The sequence below is a fragment of the Vibrio intestinalis genome, assembly GCF_025195085.2.
In the GTDB taxonomy this organism is placed as follows: Bacteria; Pseudomonadota; Gammaproteobacteria; order Enterobacterales; family Vibrionaceae; genus Vibrio; species Vibrio intestinalis.
The window spans coordinates 21,255-44,711 of record NZ_JANAVY020000003.1 but is presented as its reverse complement, the minus strand read 5'-3'; the positions used below and the strand labels follow the sequence as shown (position 1 = coordinate 44,711).

The window sequence follows — 23,457 nt, the reverse complement described above, 5'->3', positions numbered from 1 at the left end:
TTATTATAATTGCTAGATAACGGCCTTTAATGAGAGAGAACCTGTTATCGATAGTTTTCCTTTGGATGCCTCTTCTATATGCCTGCTCCACCAGCACATCATAGGGCGGCGGCGTTCTAGATAGTCAGTACGGTTATATGCACTACGTACTTGATTATCGTCAACATGGGCTAAGGCCGCTTCAATAATATCTCTATCAAAGCCTTGCTCGTTAAGAGTAGTACTAGCCAAAGAGCGTAGGCCATGACTAACAAGTCTTCCAGCAAAACCCATTCGCTTAAGTGCCATATTTGCAGTTTGGCTATTGCATGGTTTTTTAGGATCTCGATCAGAAGGAAAGATGAATTCCCTATGACCGCTGATTGGCTGCATTACTTCAAGTAACTCAAGCATGTGCTCTGTGAGCGGAATACGGTGTTCTTTGCGTTTTTTCATTCGCTCAGCAGGGATTGTCCATACACTCTCATCCCTATCTATCTCTTCCCAGCGAGCGCCAGAGGCTTCACTTGGGCGCGTCATGGTATGAAGCTGCCATTCGATTAAGCATCGCGTCGTGCGCTTAATGCTGGCGTTAGCTATAGCCTCCATAAGCTCCGGTAACTCAGCGGGAGTGAGAGCTGCCATGTTTTCTTTTTTGGGCTTTTTGAAAGCCGCCTTGATACCAGTAAGTGGATTAGCATGAATTAACCCACAGTTAGCCGCATAGTTCATTACTTCATTCAAGCGCTGTGCGAGGCGTTTTACCGTTTCCAGGCTTCCTTTAGCTTCAATAGGCTTTAGCAGCTCTATTACCTGTGGTGCAGTAATCTCTCTTACGGGAACTTCGGATAGCTGGGGAAATATATGCAGTTCAAGAGAGCGCCATATATCTATGGCATAGTCTGCAGTGACATCATCCTTTTTGATTTCAAACCATTTGGTCGTCACATTGAGGAAAGTGTCTTCATGAACTGCTTTTAGCTCTAGCTGGTGGCGCTTTCGTTCTTCTTGAGGGTCAGTGCCTTGAGCCAGAAGTTCTTTGGCTTCCATTGTCGCTTTGCGAGCTTTTGCTAAGGGAAGATCTGGGTATTTTCCTAGGCTCAAATTAGCACGCTTTCGGCTATTGGGGCGATAGTAGTTTAAAATCCAATGCTTGGAGCCGTTCGGTTTCACTCTTAAGCGAAGGCCATCACCATCAAAAAGGTTGTATTCCTTCTCTTGTGGCTTGGCCGCTTTGACTTCCTTGTCGGTCAGTCTAGTTGTAGTTTTTGCCATTATGGGTACACCAAATTAACGAACTTTAGGTAGTGTACCCATGGATGTACCCATAATGCAAAGAAGTCATTGGATGTTAAAAAACACTGATGGAAGCTAAGTAATTGATTTTACGTTGTTGTGGGCATAAAAAAAGACGCCCTAGGACGTCTTAATTCATTGAATTGGTGGAGCTGGCGGGAGTTGAACCCGCGTCCGAAAACCTTTCATCATTGGTACTACATGCTTAGTCGATCTTTAAATTCACCATCCACCTGCGAACCGACACGCTAATGAATGACTATCCTGAATTATAATTCGTCGTTCATCTCTCAGGCGGGAGAATCCGGACTAGCGCGTTTGGGTTTGATCTCTCGTTATTCCCCGTCTTACGTGCGGAAGCTAGGGCGAGAGAGCTCTGAGCAGGTTATTAAGCTGCTAGTGCGTAGTTTTCGTCGTTTGCGACTATTTTTTTGCGGTTTATTAACGAGGCCTACCGCACCTCGGCATGCACCTCAGACTTCTGAATTCCCGTCGAATCCTAAATCAGCCCCAGGGTGTTGAAGCATAGTATCAGAAAAGCCAAGGCTGTCTAGTACTCTGCGTCTAACTGGTTAAGATTAACGCAGCGCGCTCTTCATTACGCGTGCTTTTTCTCTTGCCCAATCTTTTTCTTTTAGATCAGTACGTTTGTCGTGCAGTTTCTTACCTTTTGCGACACCAATTTTCATCTTCACCCAAGAGCGAGACCAATAGAGTGATAGCGCGGCTAGCGTCATACCTTCACGGTTGATGCGGCCAAATAGGTTATCGAGCTCACGACGGCTCATGAGTAGTTTACGCACGCGCGTTGGGTTAGCAACGACGTGGGTTGATGCTTGATTAAGAGGAGTAATAGTCATTCCGCTGACAAAGGCTTCTCCGTCTCGCATAAACACGTAGCTTTCAGCGATATTGGCTTTGCCTTGGCGAAGGGCTTTAACTTCCCAGCCTTGTAGCTCCAAGCCAGCTTCAATTTCATCGTCAATGAAGTATTCGTGGCGAGCTTTTTTGTTAAGCGCGATAGTGTTACTACCCGCTTTTTGTTTCGATTTTTTCTTTGCCATAATGGCTGCATTATACGACCAGTCGAAGGGTTAGCAAATCCCTTTATTTGCGCTAACCGCAAATAAAAGTAAAATTGTAGCTAGCTTGAGTTTCGAGCGAGTTGATCGAGGAGAGAATATGAAGCAAGTCAGTCGTTCTGCATTGGTTTCTTTTAGTGCAGAGCAGATGTTTGATCTGGTGAATGATGTGGCCAGCTACCCAGAGTTTTTACCGGGGTGCTCGGGCTCGCGTGTGATTGAAGCGAGTGAATCTGCCATGGTTGCTTCTGTAGATGTCTCTAAAGCTGGTATTAGTAAAACTTTTACAACGTCAAATGAATTGGTATCAGGTGAAGCGATATTAATGAACTTGGTTGATGGCCCGTTCAAGACTCTTAAAGGCGGCTGGTTTTTCACCGCGCTTGATGAAGGGGCATGTAAGGTTGAACTAAAACTGGAGTTTGAATTCTCAAGTAAGATGATTGAACTTGCGTTTGGTAAGGTTTTCAACGAACTCACTAGCAATATGGTGAATGCGTTTACCAAGCGCGCGAAACAGGTGTACCCGTGTTATGAGTATTGAATCAGACATGATTCATGTTGAAGTAGTTTATGCACTGCCAAATGAGCAGCGTGTATTCACTTTAGTGGTCAATAAGGCGATGACAGTCGAAGAGATCATCGCTCAATCTGGTGTGTTAGAGCTTTATCCTGAGATTGATTTGAAGGTTAACAAAGTGGGCGTGTTTAGCCGTAACGTAAAGTTAAGTGCAACCGTTCGTGATAAAGACCGCGTAGAGATTTATCGCCCATTACTGGCTGATCCAAAAGAGATTCGTCGTAAGCGTGCTGAACAAGCAAAAGAGGCAGGTAAGGGCTAAGGTCTGGCTAGGCTTCAAGTATAGAAAAGTAAAAGGCTCGCAATGCGAGCCTTTTTAATATCTGCGATTTGAGAGCGTTTAGTTGATGCTCTCGAAGAAGTTTTTACTTGCAGGGAAATCACCGCTGACTTCCATCAGTAGCCCTTGGTCGTTGAAATCAACAATTAGGTCTTTCTGTTCAGAGAAGTGATGGCCTTCAGTGTGGTGATAAATGTAATACCAAGTATCTGGGTATCCATTTTCAATCAGCATTGGAGAGCCCAATACGTAGCGTACTTGTTCCTTGCTCATACCAAACTTCAATTGGTTAACCGCTTCTTGCTCAACATAGTTGCCTTGGTTGATATCAATTCGATAAACCAGTCTCTCTAGTAGAGAACAACCTGTCAGCATTGTCATTGCGAGTGGTACAGCGATAAGCCACTTTTTCAATTGCATACTCAAATTCTTGTAACTATCCATTTAATAACTGGGCTGATGATAAACAAGGTTAAGGCTAATGTAAAAAGCTCATCTTGTTTTGAATTGTTTCAGACCGTGATTTTTGAATTTGGTTGCAAAGTCGAGGCAGAAATCTGACAAAAATCGCCTTAATTGCCGTTTTTTTAAGCGGCAATTAAAAGTTCACGCGCATTAGCCAAGGTTGATTCAGTGATTTCACTGCCACCAAGTAAGCGTGCCAGTTCTTCCACTCGCTGCTCAGAAGCTAGCTGATTCATTTGTGTTTCTGTTTTACCCGCTTTGGTTTGTTTGGCCACGAACAGTTGCTGATGACCACATCCAGCCACTTGAGGTAAGTGAGTAACGCAAAGTACTTGAGTTGATTCACCTAACTTGCGCAGCATCTTACCAACGACAGCGGCAGTTGGGCCGCTAATACCGACATCCACCTCATCGAAGATTAAGCTTGGAGTATCTACTTTTTGTGCAGTAATTACTTGGATCGCCAGTGATATACGAGAAAGCTCACCACCGGAGGCCACTTTGGCAATTGGCTGCATTGGCTGACCAGGGTTGGTTGAAACTAAGAAGCACACGCTATCAAGGCCAAGTGGCGATGGGTGCGCGCCTTCTGTTGTTACATCAATACAGAACTTGGCTTTTTCCATGCTGAGTTCGTGCATGCTGGCTGAAATAAGTTTGTTGAGTTCTTTGGCGTAACGAGCGCGAGATTTATGTAGCTTCTCTGCACTGCTTTGGAAAGCTTGATACTTGTTTTCTACATCTTGCGCTAACTCGTCCAGCTTTTCATCAGAGCAATCGAGCTGCTCAATTTGTGCTAACAAATCTTGGTGATGTTGGTATAGCTCATCAGGTAGTACATGATGTTTACGAGAAATCGACATTACTTTAGAGAAGCGTTCTTCAACAAATGCCATGCGCGCAGGATCAACATCGATACTATCGAGATAATGGCGCAGTTCGCAGTTAGCTTCCTCAATTTGAATGATGGCTTCAGCTAACATATTCGGTAGCTCAGCTAACTTTTCGTCTAGCTCAGCAAGCTGAATTAAGGAGTTATTGGCTGATTGCAAAATACCAAGCGCATTAACTTCTTCGCCTTCGTAAATAAGTTCGATGGCTTGCTGACAGGAGGAAGCAAGTTCTCCACTGTTTGAAAGTCGTTTGTGTTCTTGTTCGAGTTGTTCATATTCTTCCTCGCCAAGAGAGAGTTCATTAAGCTCTTTGATTTGGTACTCAAGTAATTGCTTTTGCGCTTGGTTTTGTGCGCTGTTTTCACGCAACTGCTTTAAATGGTTATCCGCTTGACGCCAATTTTGATATGCGTTACGGGTCGATTTAAGTAAGTTTAAATGGCCTGCATATTGGTCAAGCATTGCCAATTGGTAGTCGCTCTTCATCAACTGGTGATGGGCATGTTGACCATGAATGTTGATAAGCAATTGCCCAAGGTTTTTTAACTGAGAAAGAGGGACTGGGCTGCCATTAATGAAGGCGCGCGAACGGCCTTCTTTGGTGATGGTTCGGCGCAATATACAGTCATTGCCATCGAGCAAGTCGTTATCTTCTAACCAGCGAGTGGCGTGCAGATTGTTATCGAGTGCAAAAGCGGCACTGACTTCGGTTTTCTCTTCACCTTGACGCACCATGTTTGCTTCAGCTCGACCGCCAAGGCAAAGGCCTAGTGCATCAATAGCAATGGATTTACCTGCACCTGTTTCACCGGTGATGGTGGTCATCCCCTTTGAAAGTTCAAGCTGCAAAGATTTAACGATAGCGAAATTATTCACACTCAAATGAGCCAGCATTTTTAGATACCTGTTGAAATGAACAATACTGTATAAGAAAACAGTATATACTGTTTCTTTATACAGTAAAGAGGCTGAATGAAATTTGTGAGCGAAGTAGAGTTAATCTAACGAGGCTTGTCATTGATTCACGCGCTAGTGGGTGTGTAAGAGACTGGTATTTTATTTAAATCATTTGCTTATGGCTTGTTAACTTTCTATTGAGTTAAGCGCTTTTCTAACATTTCGATACAGTAACTCACTGCAATTGGGGCTGCTTGAGTAAACGAGGTGAGTGCATAAACGGTATTACTCGGTAGATGAAAGTTTGGCGTTAAGTTGACGAGATGCTGGGTGTCAGTTTGAGCCGCGAAGCAAAAGTCAGGGATGATTCCAATTCCCGCACCTGATTTGATTAATGCTAAAGCGCTATGAAAAGAGTTAGTCATGCAAGTGGCATAGCTAGTGAAGGTGCGGCTTTCACCTTTCTGGTTGGTTAGAAGGTGTGGATATTGTTTACCCTGCCATGCGTTGGCAATGTAAGGCAAAGCCTCTATTGGTTTGCCTTTCATTTCAGCGGTTCCACACAGTATGTCGCGAAAATGGCCGATACGCTTTTGCTTTAAGTTACTATCGGGTGAGTTGCCCACTCGGATCGCTAGATCAATATCGTGCGCCATAAAATCGAGATGCTGGTCATCATTAATAAGTTCAGGACGCAGTTTAGGATAACGCTGAATAAGCTCAGCGATTACAGGAGTGATCAGGGTGTCCATGAGCGCATGAGGGGCAGTAATACGAATTCGACCCGATGGCTCACTTTGCTGGTTAATGGCACTTTGCCACGCTTGCTCCGCGACGAGATTGATGTTTTTACAGCTAGCGTAAAATTGCTCGCCCAGTTCCGTTAGGCTTTGGCGGCGTGTAGTACGTTTGAGTAGTGTCGCGCCTAATTGTTGCTCTAAGGCTTTGAGATGTTGGCTTACCACTGATTTAGAGAGGTCAAGTTTGTCTGCGGCTGCGGAAACTGAGCCTTGTTCAACAATGTGCGCGAAGATAGACATTTGTCTTAAGCGGTTCATAACGACTCTTTATTGTTTGATTTGGTTAAACAGTGATTTCTATTGTCTTTGTATTTCATTCTAATCAGATTTTGTAATCTGTGCTTGTCGAAAATACTGAGTGAAGAGAAATGATTATGTCAGTGAACAACGTTGAACAAACAGTGCTAGAAGCGTGCAAGCAGGGTATTGAAGCATGGAAGGCGGCTTTTAACAGCCAAGATGCTCAAGGCTGCGCAGCTCAGTATCAAGCGGATTGTGTGATGCACGCTCGCCCATTTGGCGTGTTTGAAGGCCGCGAAGCAATCCAAGCCTTTTGGCAAGATATCATGGACAAAGGCTTTAAAGACGTTGAGTACAGCGATGTAGAGTGGCAAGCGCTAGGTGAAGACTCATATATTTTATCCGCTAAATGGACGATGAATCAGGCATTTGGAGTGGTTCACAAAGAAGTTTGGCAAGTACAGCAAGATGGCAAGGCCCGCTTAGTGAGTGATGATTTTGAAGTGCAAGGCGAGCGATAAACTTTAGACATGAAAAAGGCTGATGATATTTCATCAGCCTTTGTTGTATTTACACTTGGTTTATACGGATTAAAACAGCTTGCTCGACCATCCGAGCTTATTTCGAAGTACGTGATAGTAGCTGTAATCTTTTGGATGAATGAGCTTGAGTACATTTGGGCTTTGGTAAATATGAATTTCATCACCGGGAGATACAGGCAAAGAAACTTGGCCATCACAGCTCACTTCTTGAGTGCCGCGGTTATCAGGTGAGATAATCAATTTGATGTGGCGCTTGCTATCGACCACTAATGGTCGGCTTGATAGGGTATGAGGGAACATAGGCACGAGAGAAATCGCGTTGAGGCTCGGTGACAGAATTGGGCCACCGCCAGATAGTGAGTATGCCGTAGAACCGGTTGGTGTTGAGATAATCAAACCGTCAGATCGCTGGGAGAAGGCAAAGCTATCATCAATGTACACTTCGAACTCAATCATATGAGCCACTTGTCCCGGGTGAAGTACCGCTTCATTGAGTGCAGTATTGTGGCTCTTGATTTGTTTGTGGCGATGAATTTCAGCTTCAAGTAAGAAACGTTCTTCTTCAATAAACTCGCCCGCTAATACATCTTTTAGCGATGTTTGGAAATCGTCAGGGTCAAGGTCGGTTAAAAAGCCGAGGTTGCCACGGTTAACCCCAATTACGGAAATATCAAAGCGCGATAGCACGCGAGCAGCGCCAAGCATATTGCCGTCACCACCAACAACGATGGCAAGATCAGCGATTTTTCCGAGTTGAATCAAGCTCGCAAAGTGCTCTTCAGGCACATCACTGAGAATTTCGCTCAATCTATCATCAATGAATACTTGATAACCTTGTTCTGTTAACCATAGGTACAGCTCTTTATGTGTTTGAATTGCTTGCTGATCTCTGGGTTTTCCAATGATGGCGATCACTTCAAAAGGTTTTTTCATGAGTTTTCCGACCGAAATAGGCTTGATTCGACAATCTTCGTCCCCATAATAATGGCAAGTTAGCTAAATATGCGAATTTTTGTGTATCTTAAGGCGATAATCGTGACGCATTAGGTGCATATACCGTTGAATTCTGGAGATATCATGAGCAACGAAGAAAAAAACATCCAAGAAGAAGAGCTGCAACAGCAAGCTGACGCAACAGAAACTGACGTAGAAGCGGTAGGTTCTGAAGCGGATATCGAATGGAATGAAGAGACTGAACAAGATGAGCAAGAAGCTAAGATTGCTCAACTAGAAGCAGCGCTTCTTTCTAGTGAAGCAAAAGTAAAAGATCAGCAAGATGATGTTCTACGTGCGAAAGCTGAAGTAGAAAACATGCGTCGTCGTACTGAGCAAGAAATTGATAAAGCGCGTAAATACGCTTTAAACAAGTTTGCTGAAGAGTTGCTACCAGTTATTGATAACCTAGAGCGTGCTATTCAAGCAGCGGATACTGAAAATGAAGCGGTTAAACCAATTCTTGAAGGTGTTGAGCTGACTCATAAAACGTTCGTGGACACGGTGGCTAAGTTTGGTCTGAAAGAGATCAACCCTGAAGGTGAAGCATTCAACCCTGAGTTCCATCAGGCGATGTCTATTCAAGAAAGCCCAGACCATGAATCAAACACAGTTATGTTCGTAATGCAGAAAGGCTACGAGCTAAACGGTCGTGTTGTTCGTCCTGCAATGGTGATGGTGGCTAAATAAGCCAACTAACATTAATTGATAGAAACGCCCTTAGTTATGCTAAGGGCGTTTTTTTTGCGTATTGATCTGGTAGGAGTAGCGGTAATTTTGGGCGTTTAATTGAATAAGCCCAAATCAGAAGCGATCCCTAGGAGTAGGGCAATTGTTTATCTACTAAACACTTAGCGGACTTAATGTTGTATTAGCGAATGATGAAATGCACAATTTTTGAACGTTTATGCTGTTTTATGTGACAAGTTTGCTATATGTTGCTGGTTTGTTTTTGTTAACAATTTTGTAAATTAAATCTTCCTTTTGTTACTTTGATGTGTATTATCTGCGTCATTCACCGCATTTATGAGTGAATTAAATAATAAAAATATTAATTGCACACACAACATCTCGGGAGATTTATAATGGATAAATCGCTTTCTAGTAAGATTTTTATCGGCCTATTTTCGGGTTTATTGCTCGGTACGGCCATTCAGTACTTATTTAGCGGTATTGCGATTTTTGATACCTATTTGCTTGGTGCCGCAGAAGGCATTGGTGGCATGTTTGTATCTTTGATTAAACTGCTCGTTGTTCCTTTGGTTTACGTTTCTATTGTTTGTGGAATCGTCGAGCTGAAAGACATTCGTTCATTTGGTCGTTTAGGCGGTAAAACTTTTACGTTATACATTTTTAATACCGTTATCGCGATCATTGCTGCCCTTACTGTCGCTATGATTGTTCAGCCAGGCGCGGGTGCGAATCTAGCAGGCACTATTTCTGATTCAGTTGCACTTAAATCAACTGAGACTCCTGATATCTTCTCGATGGTTGTAAACATTGTTCCAAGCAACCCTGTGCAAGCATTTGCTAACGGCGACATGCTACAAATCATCTTTATGGCTATTTTGACAGGTCTAGCCATTCAAGCACTTGATGCGAAAGGTGGCCCAGCCATTCGTACCTTCAAAGTTGCCAATGACATTATGATGAAGCTGATTGGCCTTGTAATGAGCCTTGCGCCTTACGGTGTATTTGCTCTTATGATTCAATTGGGTGCAACGCTTAATGCAGCGACGCTAGCATCGGTAGCCGGTTATGTTGCTCTGGTTGTTGCTATGCTCGTGCTGTGGATCTTCGTGGTTTACCCAGTGGCGGTGCAGTTATTTACTGGCATCTCAGCGCGTGAGTTTTCACGTAAAACTCGTGAGCAAGTTCTGTTCTCACTATCAACAGCAAGCTCAAACGCGACTATTCCTGTAACAATGCGCACTTTGACTGATAAAATTGGTGTATCTAAATCGGTCGCTGGTTTTGGTGTCCCTCTAGGTGCAACTATGAATATGGCTGGTGCGTCAATCTACATTGCGATTGCTGCGGTATTCTGTGCTAATGCATTTGGTCAACCAATCGCAGTCTCTGATCTTGTGACGCTTGGCTTTACTGTTCTGCTTCTTTCTATTGGTGCTGGTGGTGTGCCTGGCGGTGGTGTAGTTATGGTCGGTGTTATCTTGCACCAACTAGGTTTGCCACCAGAAGGTCTAGCAATTGTTGCAGCGGTAGACCGTATCAATGATATGTTCTGTACTTCATCAAACGTAGTAGGTGATACCGCAGTTAACACGATCGTTGCAAAATCAGAAGGCGCTATCGGTGTTGAAGGCGAAGAGGTAACGGTTCAACCGGCACAAGCGAACGCTTAACGGAAGTTTATTTAGCATTCAAAGCGAGGCATTAGGCCTCGCTTTTTTGTGCTTCAAATTTGAGATAAAGAGTTCAGCTTTTCAGAGCTTGTTGAAAGTGATTCGCAATCCGGTCGCCACGTGAGTAAATAACCAAATTAAATTGGATTTTTTTTAGTGGTGACCCTTGAAAAGTATTTTGCAGCCCTTATCTAAGGGGCATAGAGAAGCAAACATAATTATTTTTGTTTGTGAGCAAGGGTTGAATCCCTATTCTCCATCCCCACATAGGGGATATAGCAAAACGAAAATAGAATTTATTCGGAGATAGCCTGATGGGTAAAATCATTGGTATTGACTTAGGTACTACTAACTCTTGTGTTGCTGTTTTAGATGGCGACAAACCACGCGTAATTGAAAACGCGGAAGGTGAGCGTACAACGGCATCAGTAATCGCGTATACAGATGGTGAGACTCTAGTTGGTCAACCTGCAAAACGTCAAGCGGTTACAAACCCAACTAACACGCTATTTGCAATTAAGCGTCTTATCGGTCGTCGTTTCGAAGACGAAGAAGTACAACGTGACATCGAAATCATGCCTTTCAACATCGTGAAAGCTGACAACGGTGATGCTTGGGTTGAAGCGCAAGGCCAAAAAATGGCTGCTCCTCAGGTTTCTGCAGAAGTACTTAAGAAAATGAAGAAAACTGCTGAAGACTTCCTAGGTGAGGAAGTAACTGGCGCAGTTATCACAGTTCCTGCTTACTTTAACGATGCACAGCGTCAAGCAACTAAAGATGCTGGCCGTATCGCAGGTCTAGAAGTTAAACGTATCATCAACGAACCAACTGCGGCAGCGCTTGCATACGGTCTTGATAAGAAAGGCGGCGACCGCACTATCGCAGTTTACGACCTTGGTGGTGGTACATTCGATATCTCTATCATCGAAATCGATGAAGTTGAAGGCGAGAAGACTTTCGAAGTTCTAGCAACTAACGGTGACACTCACCTTGGTGGTGAAGATTTCGATACGCGTCTAATCAACTACCTAGTTGGTGAGTTCGAGAAAGAGCAAGGTATCAACCTTAAGAACGATCCTCTAGCAATGCAGCGTGTTAAAGAAGCCGCTGAAAAAGCGAAGATCGAACTGTCTTCAGCTCAACAGACTGACGTAAACCTACCTTACGTAACTGCTGATGCAACTGGTCCTAAGCACATGAACGTTAAAGTAACGCGTGCGAAACTAGAATCTCTAGTTGAAGACCTAGTTCAACGTTCTCTTGAGCCGCTAAAAGTTGCTCTAGCTGACGCTGACCTATCAGTAAGCGACATCAACGACGTAATCCTAGTTGGTGGTCAAACACGTATGCCAATGGTTCAAGCTAAAGTTGCTGAATTCTTCGGTAAAGAAGCTCGTCGCGATGTAAACCCTGATGAAGCAGTAGCAATGGGTGCTGCAGTTCAAGGTGGTGTACTAGCGGGTGATGTGAAAGACGTACTTCTACTAGACGTTACTCCTCTGTCTCTAGGTATCGAGACTATGGGCGGCGTAATGACTAAGCTAGTTGAGAAGAACACCACTATCCCAACAAAAGCGAACCAAGTTTTCTCTACTGCAGAAGATAACCAAAGCGCGGTAACTATCCACGTACTTCAAGGTGAGCGTAAGCAAGCGTCTTACAACAAGTCTCTAGGTCAATTCAACCTAGAAGGCATCCAAGCTGCACCACGTGGTATGCCACAAATCGAAGTAACATTCGACCTAGATGCTGACGGTATCCTACACGTATCTGCTAAAGACAAGCAGACAGGCAAAGAACAGAAGATCACTATCCAAGCTTCTGGCGGCCTAAGCGATGAAGATATCGAGAAAATGGTTCAAGAAGCAGAAGCTAACAAAGAAGCGGACAAGAAGTTCGAAGAGCTAGCAACTGCACGTAACCAAGCTGACCAAATGATTCACGGTACTCAAAAGCAAGTTGAAGAAGCAGGTGACGCTCTTCCAGCTGACGAGAAAGAGAAGATTGAAGCAGCAATTAAAGAACTTGAAGAAGCGAAGAAAGGCGACGACAAAGAAGCTATCGACGCGAAAGTTCAAGCGCTAATGGCAGCCGCTCAAAAACTAATGGAAATCGCTCAACAGCAAGCTCAAGCTCAACAAGCTGAAGGCGCTGACGCTGGTCAACAACAGTCTCAAGACGACGACGTTGTAGATGCTGAGTTTGAAGAAGTTAAAGACGACAAAAAATAATTCTCTAAGTTAGGAGAGCGCAGGCTCTCCTATTAAAGAGGATAAGTTTTTGTAAGAGAACTTAATGCGGGCGTCGGAGGTAACTCTAACGCCCGTATGTTTGTAAGTAGAAGCTGTCTTTCTAGCTAAATACTTTGCGTAGCTTAAGTATGAATATTGAGCGAAAGCTTTTAGCTAGAACGATATAGAAACACCAAGCGGTGCTGATAATGGCCCGTTTGCAGTAATAAATTGGTGACTAAAGCATGTCAAAACGTGATTTTTACGAAGTATTAGGCGTTAGCCGTGATGCATCAGAGCGCGATATCAAAAAAGCGTACAAGCGCCTTGCAATGAAATTCCACCCAGACCGTAATCAGGGTGACGACACAGCAGCTGAAAAGTTTAAAGAAGTAAAAGAAGCGTACGAAATTCTTCTCGACCCGCAGAAGAAAGCGGCGTATGACCAGTACGGTCACGCAGCATTCGAACAAGGTGGCGGCGGCTTCGGCGGTGGCGGCTTTGGTGGCGGCGGTGCTGATTTCGGTGACATCTTCGGTGATGTATTTGGTGATATTTTCGGTGGCGGTCGTCGTGGTGGCGGTGGTGGTCACCGTGCACAGCGTGGCGCAGACCTACGTTACAACATGGAACTGACGCTAGAAGAAGCGGTTCGTGGTGTAGAAAAAGAAATTGAAGTACCAACGCTGGTTCATTGTGATACTTGTGATGGTAGCGGCGCGAAAAAAGGCACATCCGCAGATACGTGTGGCACTTGTCATGGCCACGGCCAAGTTCAAATGCGTCAAGGTTTCTTTGCGGTTCAACAGACGTGTCCTACCTGTCATGGTTCAGGTAAGATCATCAAAGAGAAGTGTGGTTCATGCCACGGTCAAGGCCGTAAGCAAAAGACTAAGACTCTTAACGTTAAGATCCCAGCAGGCGTTGATACTGGCGATCGCATTCGTCTATCTGGCGAAGGTGAAGCGGGAGAAATGGGCGCACCAGCAGGTGACTTATATGTTCAAGTTCACGTGAAAGAGCACCATATCTTTGAGCGCGAAGGTAACAACCTGTACTGCGAAGTCCCAGTAAGCTTTGCAATGGCGGCACTGGGTGGTGAAGTTGAAGTACCAACACTAGATGGCCGTGTTAACCTAAAAGTACCGACAGAAACGCAAACAGGCCGTATGTTCCGTATGCGTGGTAAAGGTGTGAAGGGTGTTCGTGGTGGCGGCATCGGTGACTTGATTGTTAAGCTAGTCGTCGAAACACCTGTTAACCTAAGCTCTCGTCAAAAAGAACTTCTAAAAGAGTTTGAAGAGTCTTGTGGCGGTGAAGCTGCAACTAAGCATAAGCCAAAATCAGAAGGTTTCTTCAACGGTGTGAAGAAATTTTTCGATGATTTGACCAGCTAAATCTGCGAACTAGAAATACGAAAGCCAGCTTACCTAAGCTGGCTTTTTTGTTTGAGTTAGTCCCAACAGGCGATTGGCTGACCTTTTCCCGTTTGTTTGAGGGTCAAGACGTCTTGACTCGACCCTAGACATGTATCTTTCTCTTGCTTATTGAGCGGATCCGCCGAGATGGTGTAGTTATCTTTGTTCGCAGCAATGGTTATTGAGTAATTGTTGCTATCAGATTCGCAAATACCGCAACTACCCCCTGCCATGACCGAATTCGCAGCGCTAACGTAGCTACCGTCATAGCCATTTTCAAGATAGAGCTGAATTTTACTCAAGTCGCTCAGTGCGACACTGCGGTTTGCTTTTACCACATGGCTGAGATAGCTCGGATAGGCGAACGTAACGATAATTCCCACAATAATGACCACCGCCAATAGTTCGAGCAGTGTCATTGCTTTCAGTCTTTTTTTTCTTTGTTTACACATGATTATCAGAGACATGACGAGTTGTTCCTTGTTCTCGATTGGCTCATTTTTAATAGCTGTTAGCATGATTGCAAGCGGAATGGTGTTCGCAATGGAAATTGCAGAGGAAATTGGGAAATGACTCGCGGGTTCACATTACTAGAGTTTGTCATCACACTGATGTTTTTGGTGGTGATGTTGCTGGTTGCGGTACCGAGTTTTCAATCAGTGATGGAAACAATCAGGATGCAGCGTTTAGCCAGTGAGTTGAACGGCTTTTTAATTCAAGGCAAGTCTGAAGCGGTAGCTCGAAATAAAAAGCTATATGCACATTTTTCTTTCCCACAGTCAGTTCCTGCGCCAGATGGCCAATGGTATATGGAGCTTACCGACAGTAGCGGTGCTTCAGGGCAGAGTATTCTTTATCTCGATGGTTCAGGTTTTGGACAAATCGATTTCGAACACAATTTCCCTTCGCAATATATTGCTTTCGATCCTGTTAGAGGGCGGCCTAATGGCGGGACAATGCTATTTAATCCCAAAGGTAATTCAACCAATCAGCTCAGCGTTACTATTGCGAACCCTCCTGGGCGAATAAAAGTATGTGGCACAACCATAGGAGTATATGGCTATGAGAAGTGCTAATAGGAAATCTGCGGGGTTCTCCTTAATTGAATTCTTAGTGGCCGCTGGCTTGGGAGGAGTCTCTTTAGCTTTGATTGGCAGTGTGTTCATTTCAGCGCAGAGAGTCGCGCAAGAAAAAAGCCAACAGCTTAATCTTTTGCAGTCTTTGACCAGTACGTTTCAAACCGTTGAAGAGGATATTCAAAGAGCTGGATATGATGGTGGTCTAGGTGCAGTACTAAAGCTATCGGCTGCGGCTGATGTGATTCAGGTCAGTGGGGCGAGTGAATTTGGTATGGCTTACTATCGGGATGAAGTGGGACTGACCGATTTTCGTAATGTGCGCTATCGATTGAGTGACAACAAGCTGCAAGTATGCGAACAAAGTTCTACGAGCAAAAATACACTGTTAACCTTGAATAGTGTCGGCAATTGCCGCTCCCTATTGGATGATGGTGTTGTTGATGTCACCTCATTTGCTATCTCTTCGACGCCACTCTCTAGTGCGTCTACCGACTCTTCACTTTGGCACCTATTTATTATTGCGGCGACTAAAGACGGTCAGCATTCGCAAACACTTAAAGTGGATATTAAACAAAGGAACTGGCAATGAAGCAAAAAGGTGCAATGACTTTGCTGACAACCGCGTTATTGCTATCGGTTACGTTGTTGTTGGTACTCGGCAGTTACAAAACGACTTTCCATCAAATCAAAGTCGCTCAAAATGAGTTACGTTCGCGCACAGCGCACTGGTCGGGAGAAGGGGCGTTGGAGTGTTTTTTCGCCTTTTTGAAAACGGGCAATGTACTCGTGTCTGATTTAGCGAAAGGGAGCTCTCACGCTAATTACGCCACTTTGCAAAGCCTTTGTTTAGACTCTTCATCTTCAGCCGTGTTGTTTGCTGAACCTACATCGGCAGATGTTTACCGTTTAGTGTATCAAGTGGATGACGTTGATATTGTTAACAAGTCGGTTCAACTTGCCTCGAGTGGCGGGAATGGAGCAATCATAGCAACGGGCTATTTTGTCATAAATGGTGGCGTGGAAATTTGGCCGGATGTGACGGGCAATTTAATTAACGGAGACCAAGAGTGCGTCGCGATCACTTATGCTGATGAGATTGAATACATCCATTCTGGCGGTGCCGAAAAGCTTGAGACTTTGCAGGATCAGCCAAAGATGAAAAATCCAGTCGCAGGTGCAAAGTGCCATTCATCCACGGCAACGTCATTGAGTACGACTAAGTCTACCAGTGAGGATAAAGATAAGAGTTTCTTTAAAAATGACTTTGTTAAAGATACCTCGATAGACCCATTTGAAAGCTTCTTCCAACAGCCAAGAAGTGCGATAGACACAGTGAAAAACGATTACTCAGTGATACAAGGTGTCCCGGTTAATTGTGACCAAAAAATAGCGAACGAATTTGCTAGCACTGATATGGTTTGGGTTGAAGGCGACTGCGATCTTGGCGATGGTCATGATCTTACAGGTTTACCTGCAACTCCACGTACTTTGGTTATAGAGAATGGTTTGTTTGGAGTCTATTCTGCAGTTAAGTTTTATGGCGCTATCTATCACTTAAATACAGAGCCTGCGACAACAGATTTTTCTGCTCGTTGGGCGAATATGGAGTCTGGCCCGTATCTAGGGCCTGCTAACCCAAAAGACGTTGCCCATTATCAGGGTGGTGCTTTTGAATCAACGGGTGCTTTGATCATCGATGTTCCGTATAAAAAAAGCTACTTCAACAATTCAATGAAGTTCATTTTTGACCCAGATGCAAAAGGTGGCGGCGGCAGTAATATCTATAGGTACAGTTGGCGAAAAGGATCCTGGAATGATCTCTAAACAACGTGGTTTTAGCCTTTTTGAAGTCATGATTTCTTTCGCCATTATTGGTTTGGCGAGCCTCGGCTTGATTAAGCTGCAAGCGACAGTAGAACAGAAAGCAGACTATGCGATGCAAAGTATCGAGGCACTGCATTATGCAGAGCGGCAGATGGAGCTGTATCGCACTCGCGTGGAGGATGTCAGTGGTGCTTCGGGATTGATTGCCTTTGATCAGCTTGGTAATACAGCTCACTGTGGCGCGGGTATGGCAGATATGGTGAGTAGTGGTTACAACTTGGTATGCAAGGTTGATGATGTTACCGGAGGTCTCTCTGGTGATTTAAAAGAGCTCACGGTCACGGTATGGTGGGAGAAGCGTGTAGCCGATAGCGCCGAGCATGCCCCTTCGTATGCGGTTTCTTTAACTTCTTATGTCTCAAAGTACAGTGAGTTTGATTAACGTAAAATACGTTTCTTTAACGCATCATGACTTGTGAGGTGATCTTCGTTCATTTCTTATCTTTTTTACTATCAAATTAGTCAGTGATTATCCACTTTATTGCTTTCTAGCACGTCAAAGTTTCAAATTGGTTTCAATGATGTATTCGCATTGTGTTCGGTTTTGTTTGTTATTTGTTATCGCAATATTCTAAATTTGCAAAATATGTCTCCAAATATGCAAATTCCGACGGAATTATGTGCTTTTGTAAGTAAGATTTAATAAAATGCTCTACTGAGTAACGACCCCTATAATTATATAAATAGGTCACAAGCAACAACATCACAGACGGAATTACCATGAGTAATCAAGCAATCAACAAAGCACCAGAGCCTAAGCCGAGTGGCATGGATCGCTTTTTAAACTTTATCGAACGCGCAGGCAACAAAATTCCAGACCCAGCAATTCTATTTTTCTGGGCTCTAGTTATTACTTGGGTAGCATCAGCACTTTTATCAAACGTATCGTTTGAACTTATTAACCCACGTTCAGGTGATGCCCTAGTTATCAATAACCTTCTAACTGGCGAGGCATTAGCAAGCTTCCTAGCAAACATGGTGAAAACATTCACTGGCTTTGCTCCTCTAGGTATCGTGCTAGTGGCTATGCTAGGTGTGGGTGTGGCTGATTCATCTGGCTTCATCACGACTGGCCTGAAGAAGATGTTGAACTTCACGCCAGCAAAACTTCTAACACCAATGCTAATCTTGGTTGCTATCGTTTCGCACACAGCTGCGGATGCTGGCTACGTATTGGTTATTCCACTAGGTGGTATCATCTTCCACGCAGCAGGCCGTCACCCTCTAGCGGGTATTGCAGCAGCATTTGCTGGTGTATCAGGTGGTTTCTCTGCGAACTTCATCCCATCAGGTATCGATCCACTACTAGCAGGCTTTACGCAAACAGCGGCTAACGTGCTAGATCCTGAGTATGTGATTAACCCTCTAGCGAACATATACTTCACTGGTCTATCTTCAATCATCATCGTTGCGATTGGTTGGTATGTAACAGAGAAGATTATCGAACCTCGTCTAGAGAAGACGCCTATCGATGAAGATGCAGAAAAAGCACCGGATCTAGGTTCTTTCACTGAGCTAGAATCTAAAGCATTCCGCTACGCTGGTTTCGCTATGCTTGCAGGTATTGGTCTGCTAGTTGCAGCACTATGGCCTGAAAACTCAGCGCTACGTTCTCCAGAAGGTGAGCTAACAGCATTCTCTGCGCCGATCATGAAGTCTATCGTGCCACTGATTTTCATCCTGTTTATCATCCCTGGTTACGTTTACGGTAAAGTTTCTGGTACGTTCAAAACCAGTAACGACATCATTAAAGCGATGGCAGACACTATGTCTACTATGGGCGCTTACATCGTAATGTCGTTCTTCTGTGCTCAGTTCCTATCTGCATTTGCTCAATCAAACATCGGTACGATGCTTGCACTTTACGGTGCAGAAGGCCTTAAAGCGATGAACCTGCCAGGTCAAGCGACTATCGTTGGTATGATTCTGCTAACAGCAGCCGTGAACCTACTGATCGGTTCTGCATCAGCGAAATGGGCTCTGATTGGTCCAATCCTTGTTCCAATGCTAATGGCAGTTGGTATCTCTCCTGAGCTATCACAAGCGGCTTACCGTGTAGGTGACTCTGTATCGAACATCATTTCACCTCTGATGGTATTCTTCCCGCTAGTGGTTGTTTACTGTCAACGTTACGTGAAGTCGACAGGTATCGGTACGCTAGCATCGCTAATGATGCCATTCTCTATCGCGATGCTAATTGGTTGGTCAATCTTCCTAATCGCTTACTGGATGATTGGTATTCCTCTAGGTATTCAAGCGCCATACACTTACACAATGTAAAATATCGTCATATTTGGCACTGTAGCGGCGTTAACTGCATCAATTCAGCCTAATCACATAGTACAGCTATGCTCATAGGGCTGAATTGATTTGTTGCCTTACTACAGCACCAACTATTTAGATATTTGTCAGCGTCATATTTGGTCCTTTAGCCGTGTTATTGGCTCCGGGACAATAGACTTTAGAGAGCTAGCCATTAGGTTAGCTCTTTTTTTGTTTATTATTTTCTCATTCACAGCTATATTCGCGCTCAGCACATGTGTGCTGTTACGAGAAATGAATTAATGAAAGTGCTCTTATTGGTTGGCTTGATTGTTTTGAATGGCCTATTTGCGATGTCTGAAATCGCGTTGGTGGCAGCGAAAACTAGTCGGCTAAAACGTCTGGCTGAAAAGCATCGTTCAGCACAGATTGCGCTTCAACTTAAAGATGATCCCACCCGATTCTTATCCACCATCCAAATTGGTATTACCGTTATTGGTCTTTTGAGCGGTATCGTTGGTGAAGCGACCTTATCAGGTCCTCTAGCTCAAAGCTTAATGGCGAGTGGTATGGATGCTGGCAGTGCTGAACTACTCTCAACGCTGATTGTCGTTATTGGTATTACTTACTTTGCCATTGTTGTTGGCGAGCTAGTGCCGAAACGCTTCGCTCAGTCTCGCGCTGAAAGCATCGCGGTATTGGTAGCGATGCCGATTTACTGGTTATCACGTATCACACGACCATTCGTTATGGCGCTATCGGTTTCGACCGAAGGTTTGCTTAAACTGCTTGGGCAGAGCAATCAAGATGACCAAGTGACCGAGGATGATATTCACGCCATCGTAAAAGAGGGCTCTGAGTCTGGCGCGATTGAACGCGGTGAGCAAGAGATGATCCGTAATATCCTGCAGCTTGATGATCGCCTTGTGAGCTCATTGATGACGCCGCGCAGAGATATAGATTGCCTTGATATTGACCAGCCGATAGAGAGCATCCAAAAGCAAATTCGCGCGACTAAGCACAGCGTTTTCCCGTTGTGTCGTGGCGGTTTAGATAAAGTAATGGGTACCGTGTCATCTAAAGCTCTGCTGAGCTATGGCAGCCAATTAACGGTCCAATCTGTTGTGGGAATGGCTAAACAGCCTGTCTATGTGCCTGAATCGATGAAAGGGTTAAAGCTACTGACTCACTTTAAACAGTCCGGTTCTGAAATGGCGTTTATTGTCGATGAGTATGGTGATATTCAAGGTTTAGTTACCCACTACGATATTCTGGAAGCGATCGCAGGTGAGCTGTCGACTGACAAACAAGATCTGTGGTCAGAGGTTCAGGAGGATGGCTCATTTGTTATGGATGCGCTGATCCCTATTAGTGAGTTGAAAAACCGCTTGGACCTTTCAGATATTGAGGGTGAAGAAGAAGGCTTCCAAACACTTAATGGTATGCTCACTTGGCGTTTGGGGCGCTTACCAAACCAAGGCGAAGTGATCGAATATCAACAATGGCAATTTGTGGTGTTACAAGCCGACAGTAATCGGATTATCGAACTTCAAGTGTCAGAACTTGCTTCGCTGCCAGAGCAACAAAGTTAGCCTCTGAGAGCAAGATTCGGTATGCTTTCCAGCCTATCTTAATACAATCAGGAGTCTCCTTTGTCTAAACCTCAGTTCACCCAGCAAGATGAACTTTTTATGCGCCGAGCGATGGCGCTTGCTGAACAAGCCGAGCAAGAAGGGGAGGTGCCTGTAGGCGCAGTATTAGTGAAAGATGGTGAAATTATCGCTGAGGGTTGGAACCAATCCATTGGCGCTCACGATGCCACGGCCCATGCCGAAGTTCAAACGCTGCGCAAAGCTGGCAAAGCATTAGAGAACTACCGCCTGCTTGATACAACGTTGTACGTTACGCTAGAGCCCTGCCCAATGTGTGCAGGCGCTCTTTTGCATAGTCGTGTAAAACGAATCGTTTTTGGCGCTCCGGATTTAAAAGCGGGGGCGGCAGGCACGGTATTGAATTTGTTTGAACATCAAGCAGCGTATCATTACGCGACTATTGAGCAAGGATTGCTGGAAGAAGAATGTCGAGCTCAACTACAGGCTTTCTTTCGTCGACGTCGTAAAGAGATAAAAGCGCAGCGGTTAGAGCAAAAGCAGCAAGAGGCAGATAAGCCATCTTTAGAACAGGATTAAACAGGAATTCAGTTAGCAAACATTAGTAATCATGTTTGCTAACTTTCTCACTAGTCGCTAATTAACAGCATAAATGCACGGTGGCGAGCGATAACTTTTTTCTTGTTATTACTTAGCCTACGTTTACGTCGGTTAGCTGCAACAGTTTTATTAAGGCGTTTTGACTGCATTCTACGTCTGCTCATAAAACAACCTCCTGCTTATTTTAATGTTACTTGTATTTCCCGCTTTAAAGTGACGCTTATGTGCGTTTTCATCTAAAAGTGGGCCACAGAGTATCTATGATCTCTAGCTCAAAATTCAAGGGGTAACTCATCAAAAAATGAGTTACCCCTTGTTGTATTGATCTAAGTAAAGTTTATTGGCTAGTTGAAGCGGCGCTGACCTCAGTTGCTTGCGCCGAAGACTGGCTGGATACCGCTCCAGACAATAGCCCAGGGTCTACTTCAATTACCGTCAATTCGTTGATATCCACATCCCCTTCATCAGGTGCCTGTTGTTCAACATGACCAATAATGCTTTGGTAATAGCGGCGAATATTCTCAACGTATTTTCTAGCCTCATCACCACGCGCATAACCATAACGAGTTTGGCTATGGTACTTGGCTTGGCGAAGCAGAGGTAAGCGGTCTTTCACATCAGACCAAGCGTCAGGGTTACCACCTTGGCGTTTCGTCAAACGACGAGCATCCATCACATGGCCGAAGCCCACATTGTATGAAGCAAGTGCAAACCAGATCTTTTCATGCTCATCAATGGAATCAGGGATTCGAGCGACCATACGACGTAAATATTCCACACCACCACGTACCGATTGTTCAGGGTCAAGACGATTAGAGACTTTAACGATTTTAGCCGTCGGTAACGTCAACATCATCATGCCGCGCACACCGGTTGGCGAGCGAGCATTTGGGTTCCAATGGGATTCTTGATATGCCAGTGCAGCAATCAAACGCCAATCGAACTCTTCAGAATACTTTTGGAACAGAGGCTGCCACTTAGGTAACTTAGAATCTAAAGCGCGAATAAAGGCACGCGTATCGACGTAATCAAAGCTATTGATATGACCGATGTACTTCTCTTCCAATGCCGCCAATTGGCCCGATTGTTTTAAGTTACCGAAGAACTCAATCAGCAAAGCGTACAAACTCTCATCCTCAGACTGACGCAAAAACCATGAGATCGGTTGGTCTTCGGTCAAATCAAAGGCAGTGGCGACTTCAGGGTAGATGCGCTGTGACAGAGAAATCTCGACTGAATCGGCGATAGTAAATGGAATTTCACCTTTAGACACCGCTTTGAGTAGGTCGTTAACATCGGCATCAGGATCGATGGTGAATTCAAATTCTGGGTGCTCTTGTTTGATGGCCGATAGGGTCTTGTTAAAGTGAGAATCGCCAACGATAGTGACAACTGGTAGGCCATCGTTCTTTTCAATCAGCTCCGCTTGTTTTTTCAGTAACAAGCTCAGTTTACGTGGACGCCAAGCGCCTGTTTTGTACACCAGTTGTTGGCTGACGTAATAGTAAGCTGGACCTGCTCTAAAGCGTTCTAGTCGCTCGGGTGATTGAGTCAGGCTCGCTGCAATAAGATCGATTTCGCCATTCTCCAACGCAGGGTAGAGATTGGAAATGCGATAAGCGGGTTTCATTTCAAGGCGAACGCCTAGCTCATCGGCGAACTGGCGAGCAATTTCGTAGTCAAGGCCAGTAGGGCCATCAGGACCTATATAGTAAGAGAGCTGGTTATTGAGCGTGCCAACACGAAGCACGCCACGTTCACGAATTTGATCTAAGGTGCTCTTAGGCTCGGATTCAATCTGACAGCCTGAAAGCAGTACGGCTGTAAAACAAAGTAAAACAAAAGACTTTGCTCGGGACAAAATGTGTCTATTCATCGATAGGTTTCTCATATATGCGTAGAGCCTTTATATCAAAGTAATCAGACAAGGCAAGAATCTGGCGAAACTATCGAGATAGCTGTG

The 23,457-nt window shown here is 44.6% G+C and carries 23 protein-coding genes and 1 other RNA gene; 14 read left to right on the top strand and 10 right to left on the bottom strand.

Annotated elements, in window-relative coordinates; genetic code table 11:
* Positions 1-12: 12 nt before the first annotated feature.
* The 3 genes from MU515_RS06625 to smpB all read right to left on the bottom strand — a co-directional run bounded on the left by MU515_RS06625 (position 13) and on the right by smpB (position 2,339).
* Positions 13-1,254: an integrase domain-containing protein gene (locus MU515_RS06625; RefSeq protein WP_260259649.1), complete on the bottom strand. Its 1,242-nt coding sequence runs from the start codon at positions 1,252-1,254 to the stop codon at positions 13-15.
* Between the two features lie 165 nt (positions 1,255-1,419).
* Positions 1,420-1,787, bottom strand: a transfer-messenger RNA (tmRNA) gene (gene ssrA / locus MU515_RS06620).
* Between the two features lie 66 nt (positions 1,788-1,853).
* Positions 1,854-2,339: an SsrA-binding protein SmpB gene (smpB, locus tag MU515_RS06615; protein WP_260259648.1), complete on the bottom strand. Its 486-nt coding sequence runs from the start codon at positions 2,337-2,339 to the stop codon at positions 1,854-1,856.
* Positions 2,340-2,457: 118 nt separating this feature from the next.
* Between smpB and MU515_RS06610 the strand changes: the two genes are divergently transcribed.
* Positions 2,458-2,901, top strand: coding sequence for an SRPBCC family protein (locus tag MU515_RS06610; RefSeq protein WP_260259647.1), 444 nt, complete (start codon positions 2,458-2,460; stop codon positions 2,899-2,901).
* The gene (locus MU515_RS06605; RefSeq protein WP_260259646.1) at positions 2,891-3,199 is read left to right on the top strand and encodes an RnfH family protein; all 309 of its coding nucleotides are present in this window, start codon (positions 2,891-2,893) and stop codon (positions 3,197-3,199) included. Before MU515_RS06610 ends, MU515_RS06605 begins: the two co-directional genes overlap by 11 nt.
* Before the next feature lie 78 nt (positions 3,200-3,277).
* On the opposite strand, the gene bamE is transcribed toward MU515_RS06605, so the two are convergent.
* The 3 genes from bamE to MU515_RS06590 all read right to left on the bottom strand — a co-directional run bounded on the left by bamE (position 3,278) and on the right by MU515_RS06590 (position 6,530).
* Positions 3,278-3,637 (bottom strand): outer membrane protein assembly factor BamE, encoded by a 360-nt coding sequence (gene bamE / locus MU515_RS06600; RefSeq protein WP_260259645.1) that lies wholly within the window; start codon positions 3,635-3,637, stop codon positions 3,278-3,280.
* A 167-nt stretch (positions 3,638-3,804) separates the two neighbouring features.
* Positions 3,805-5,469 (bottom strand): DNA repair protein RecN, encoded by a 1,665-nt coding sequence (gene recN / locus MU515_RS06595; RefSeq protein ID WP_260259644.1) that lies wholly within the window; start codon positions 5,467-5,469, stop codon positions 3,805-3,807.
* Between the two features lie 197 nt (positions 5,470-5,666).
* Positions 5,667-6,530, bottom strand: a complete 864-nt coding sequence (locus tag MU515_RS06590; protein WP_260259643.1) for a LysR family transcriptional regulator — start codon at positions 6,528-6,530, stop codon at positions 5,667-5,669.
* Between the two features lie 116 nt (positions 6,531-6,646).
* Here MU515_RS06590 and MU515_RS06585 point away from each other — a divergent pair, with 116 nt between their 5' ends.
* The gene (locus MU515_RS06585) at positions 6,647-7,033 is read left to right on the top strand and encodes a YybH family protein (protein WP_260259642.1); all 387 of its coding nucleotides are present in this window, start codon (positions 6,647-6,649) and stop codon (positions 7,031-7,033) included.
* A gap of 69 nt (positions 7,034-7,102) precedes the next feature.
* Here MU515_RS06585 and nadK read toward each other — a convergent pair whose 3' ends face one another.
* Positions 7,103-7,987, bottom strand: coding sequence for an NAD(+) kinase (gene nadK, locus MU515_RS06580; RefSeq protein ID WP_260259641.1), 885 nt, complete (start codon positions 7,985-7,987; stop codon positions 7,103-7,105).
* Between the two features lie 144 nt (positions 7,988-8,131).
* Between nadK and grpE the strand changes: the two genes are divergently transcribed.
* The 4 genes from grpE to dnaJ all read left to right on the top strand — a co-directional run bounded on the left by grpE (position 8,132) and on the right by dnaJ (position 14,038).
* Positions 8,132-8,737, top strand: coding sequence for a nucleotide exchange factor GrpE (grpE, locus tag MU515_RS06575; protein WP_260259640.1), 606 nt, complete (start codon positions 8,132-8,134; stop codon positions 8,735-8,737).
* A gap of 395 nt (positions 8,738-9,132) precedes the next feature.
* Positions 9,133-10,410 (top strand): dicarboxylate/amino acid:cation symporter, encoded by a 1,278-nt coding sequence (locus MU515_RS06570; protein ID WP_260259639.1) that lies wholly within the window; start codon positions 9,133-9,135, stop codon positions 10,408-10,410.
* A 314-nt stretch (positions 10,411-10,724) separates the two neighbouring features.
* Positions 10,725-12,641: a molecular chaperone DnaK gene (gene dnaK / locus MU515_RS06565; protein WP_260259638.1), complete on the top strand. Its 1,917-nt coding sequence runs from the start codon at positions 10,725-10,727 to the stop codon at positions 12,639-12,641.
* Between the two features lie 245 nt (positions 12,642-12,886).
* The gene (gene dnaJ, locus MU515_RS06560; protein ID WP_260259637.1) at positions 12,887-14,038 is read left to right on the top strand and encodes a molecular chaperone DnaJ; all 1,152 of its coding nucleotides are present in this window, start codon (positions 12,887-12,889) and stop codon (positions 14,036-14,038) included.
* A gap of 56 nt (positions 14,039-14,094) precedes the next feature.
* On the opposite strand, the gene MU515_RS06555 is transcribed toward dnaJ, so the two are convergent.
* On the bottom strand, positions 14,095-14,526 hold the full coding sequence (locus MU515_RS06555) for a type IV pilin protein (protein WP_260259636.1): 432 nt from the start codon (positions 14,524-14,526) through the stop codon (positions 14,095-14,097).
* Positions 14,527-14,628: 102 nt separating this feature from the next.
* Here MU515_RS06555 and MU515_RS06550 point away from each other — a divergent pair, with 102 nt between their 5' ends.
* The 7 genes from MU515_RS06550 (at position 14,629) to tadA (ending at position 21,473) form a co-directional block, all read left to right on the top strand.
* Entirely contained in the window at positions 14,629-15,135 is a 507-nt protein-coding gene (locus MU515_RS06550; RefSeq protein WP_260259635.1) for a pilus assembly FimT family protein, read from the top strand.
* On the top strand, positions 15,122-15,727 hold the full coding sequence (locus tag MU515_RS06545; RefSeq protein ID WP_260259634.1) for a PulJ/GspJ family protein: 606 nt from the start codon (positions 15,122-15,124) through the stop codon (positions 15,725-15,727). Before MU515_RS06550 ends, MU515_RS06545 begins: the two co-directional genes overlap by 14 nt.
* Positions 15,724-16,962, top strand: a complete 1,239-nt coding sequence (locus MU515_RS06540; protein ID WP_260259633.1) for a hypothetical protein — start codon at positions 15,724-15,726, stop codon at positions 16,960-16,962. The genes MU515_RS06545 and MU515_RS06540 overlap by 4 nt, the downstream gene beginning before the upstream one ends.
* Positions 16,952-17,404, top strand: a complete 453-nt coding sequence (locus MU515_RS06535) for a prepilin-type N-terminal cleavage/methylation domain-containing protein (protein ID WP_260259632.1) — start codon at positions 16,952-16,954, stop codon at positions 17,402-17,404. Before MU515_RS06540 ends, MU515_RS06535 begins: the two co-directional genes overlap by 11 nt.
* Positions 17,405-17,742: 338 nt before the next feature.
* Positions 17,743-19,302, top strand: a complete 1,560-nt coding sequence (locus tag MU515_RS06530) for an AbgT family transporter (protein ID WP_260259631.1) — start codon at positions 17,743-17,745, stop codon at positions 19,300-19,302.
* Between the two features lie 284 nt (positions 19,303-19,586).
* Positions 19,587-20,876, top strand: coding sequence for a hemolysin family protein (locus MU515_RS06525; protein ID WP_260259630.1), 1,290 nt, complete (start codon positions 19,587-19,589; stop codon positions 20,874-20,876).
* Positions 20,877-20,936: 60 nt separating this feature from the next.
* Entirely contained in the window at positions 20,937-21,473 is a 537-nt protein-coding gene (gene tadA, locus MU515_RS06520) for a tRNA adenosine(34) deaminase TadA (RefSeq protein ID WP_432816135.1), read from the top strand.
* 50 nt (positions 21,474-21,523) lie between these two features.
* Here the strand turns inward: tadA and MU515_RS06515 are convergent, their stop codons facing one another.
* Both MU515_RS06515 and mltF read right to left on the bottom strand, forming a co-directional pair.
* The gene (locus MU515_RS06515; protein WP_260259629.1) at positions 21,524-21,658 is read right to left on the bottom strand and encodes a hypothetical protein; all 135 of its coding nucleotides are present in this window, start codon (positions 21,656-21,658) and stop codon (positions 21,524-21,526) included.
* A 173-nt stretch (positions 21,659-21,831) separates the two neighbouring features.
* Complete coding sequence (gene mltF, locus MU515_RS06510; protein ID WP_260259628.1) at positions 21,832-23,370, bottom strand: membrane-bound lytic murein transglycosylase MltF; 1,539 nt, start codon at positions 23,368-23,370, stop codon at positions 21,832-21,834.
* Positions 23,371-23,457: the final 87 nt, after the last annotated feature.

Excerpts from the sequence above, each read along its gene's own strand:
- MU515_RS06625 (WP_260259649.1), bottom strand. The coding sequence starts at position 1,254 with ATGGCAAAAACTACAACTAGACTGACCGACAAGGAAGTCAAAGCGGCC.
- smpB (WP_260259648.1), bottom strand. The coding sequence starts at position 2,339 with ATGGCAAAGAAAAAATCGAAACAAAAAGCGGGTAGTAACACTATCGCG.
- MU515_RS06610 (WP_260259647.1), top strand. The coding sequence starts at position 2,458 with ATGAAGCAAGTCAGTCGTTCTGCATTGGTTTCTTTTAGTGCAGAGCAG.
- MU515_RS06605 (WP_260259646.1), top strand. The coding sequence starts at position 2,891 with ATGAGTATTGAATCAGACATGATTCATGTTGAAGTAGTTTATGCACTG.
- bamE (WP_260259645.1), bottom strand. The coding sequence starts at position 3,637 with ATGCAATTGAAAAAGTGGCTTATCGCTGTACCACTCGCAATGACAATG.
- recN (WP_260259644.1), bottom strand. The coding sequence starts at position 5,469 with ATGCTGGCTCATTTGAGTGTGAATAATTTCGCTATCGTTAAATCTTTG.
- MU515_RS06590 (WP_260259643.1), bottom strand. The coding sequence starts at position 6,530 with ATGAACCGCTTAAGACAAATGTCTATCTTCGCGCACATTGTTGAACAA.
- MU515_RS06585 (WP_260259642.1), top strand. The coding sequence starts at position 6,647 with ATGTCAGTGAACAACGTTGAACAAACAGTGCTAGAAGCGTGCAAGCAG.
- nadK (WP_260259641.1), bottom strand. The coding sequence starts at position 7,987 with ATGAAAAAACCTTTTGAAGTGATCGCCATCATTGGAAAACCCAGAGAT.
- grpE (WP_260259640.1), top strand. The coding sequence starts at position 8,132 with ATGAGCAACGAAGAAAAAAACATCCAAGAAGAAGAGCTGCAACAGCAA.
- MU515_RS06570 (WP_260259639.1), top strand. The coding sequence starts at position 9,133 with ATGGATAAATCGCTTTCTAGTAAGATTTTTATCGGCCTATTTTCGGGT.
- dnaK (WP_260259638.1), top strand. The coding sequence starts at position 10,725 with ATGGGTAAAATCATTGGTATTGACTTAGGTACTACTAACTCTTGTGTT.
- dnaJ (WP_260259637.1), top strand. The coding sequence starts at position 12,887 with ATGTCAAAACGTGATTTTTACGAAGTATTAGGCGTTAGCCGTGATGCA.
- MU515_RS06555 (WP_260259636.1), bottom strand. The coding sequence starts at position 14,526 with ATGTCTCTGATAATCATGTGTAAACAAAGAAAAAAAAGACTGAAAGCA.
- MU515_RS06550 (WP_260259635.1), top strand. The coding sequence starts at position 14,629 with ATGACTCGCGGGTTCACATTACTAGAGTTTGTCATCACACTGATGTTT.
- MU515_RS06545 (WP_260259634.1), top strand. The coding sequence starts at position 15,122 with ATGAGAAGTGCTAATAGGAAATCTGCGGGGTTCTCCTTAATTGAATTC.
- MU515_RS06540 (WP_260259633.1), top strand. The coding sequence starts at position 15,724 with ATGAAGCAAAAAGGTGCAATGACTTTGCTGACAACCGCGTTATTGCTA.
- MU515_RS06535 (WP_260259632.1), top strand. The coding sequence starts at position 16,952 with ATGATCTCTAAACAACGTGGTTTTAGCCTTTTTGAAGTCATGATTTCT.
- MU515_RS06530 (WP_260259631.1), top strand. The coding sequence starts at position 17,743 with ATGAGTAATCAAGCAATCAACAAAGCACCAGAGCCTAAGCCGAGTGGC.
- MU515_RS06525 (WP_260259630.1), top strand. The coding sequence starts at position 19,587 with ATGAAAGTGCTCTTATTGGTTGGCTTGATTGTTTTGAATGGCCTATTT.
- MU515_RS06515 (WP_260259629.1), bottom strand. The coding sequence starts at position 21,658 with ATGAGCAGACGTAGAATGCAGTCAAAACGCCTTAATAAAACTGTTGCA.
- mltF (WP_260259628.1), bottom strand. The coding sequence starts at position 23,370 with ATGAATAGACACATTTTGTCCCGAGCAAAGTCTTTTGTTTTACTTTGT.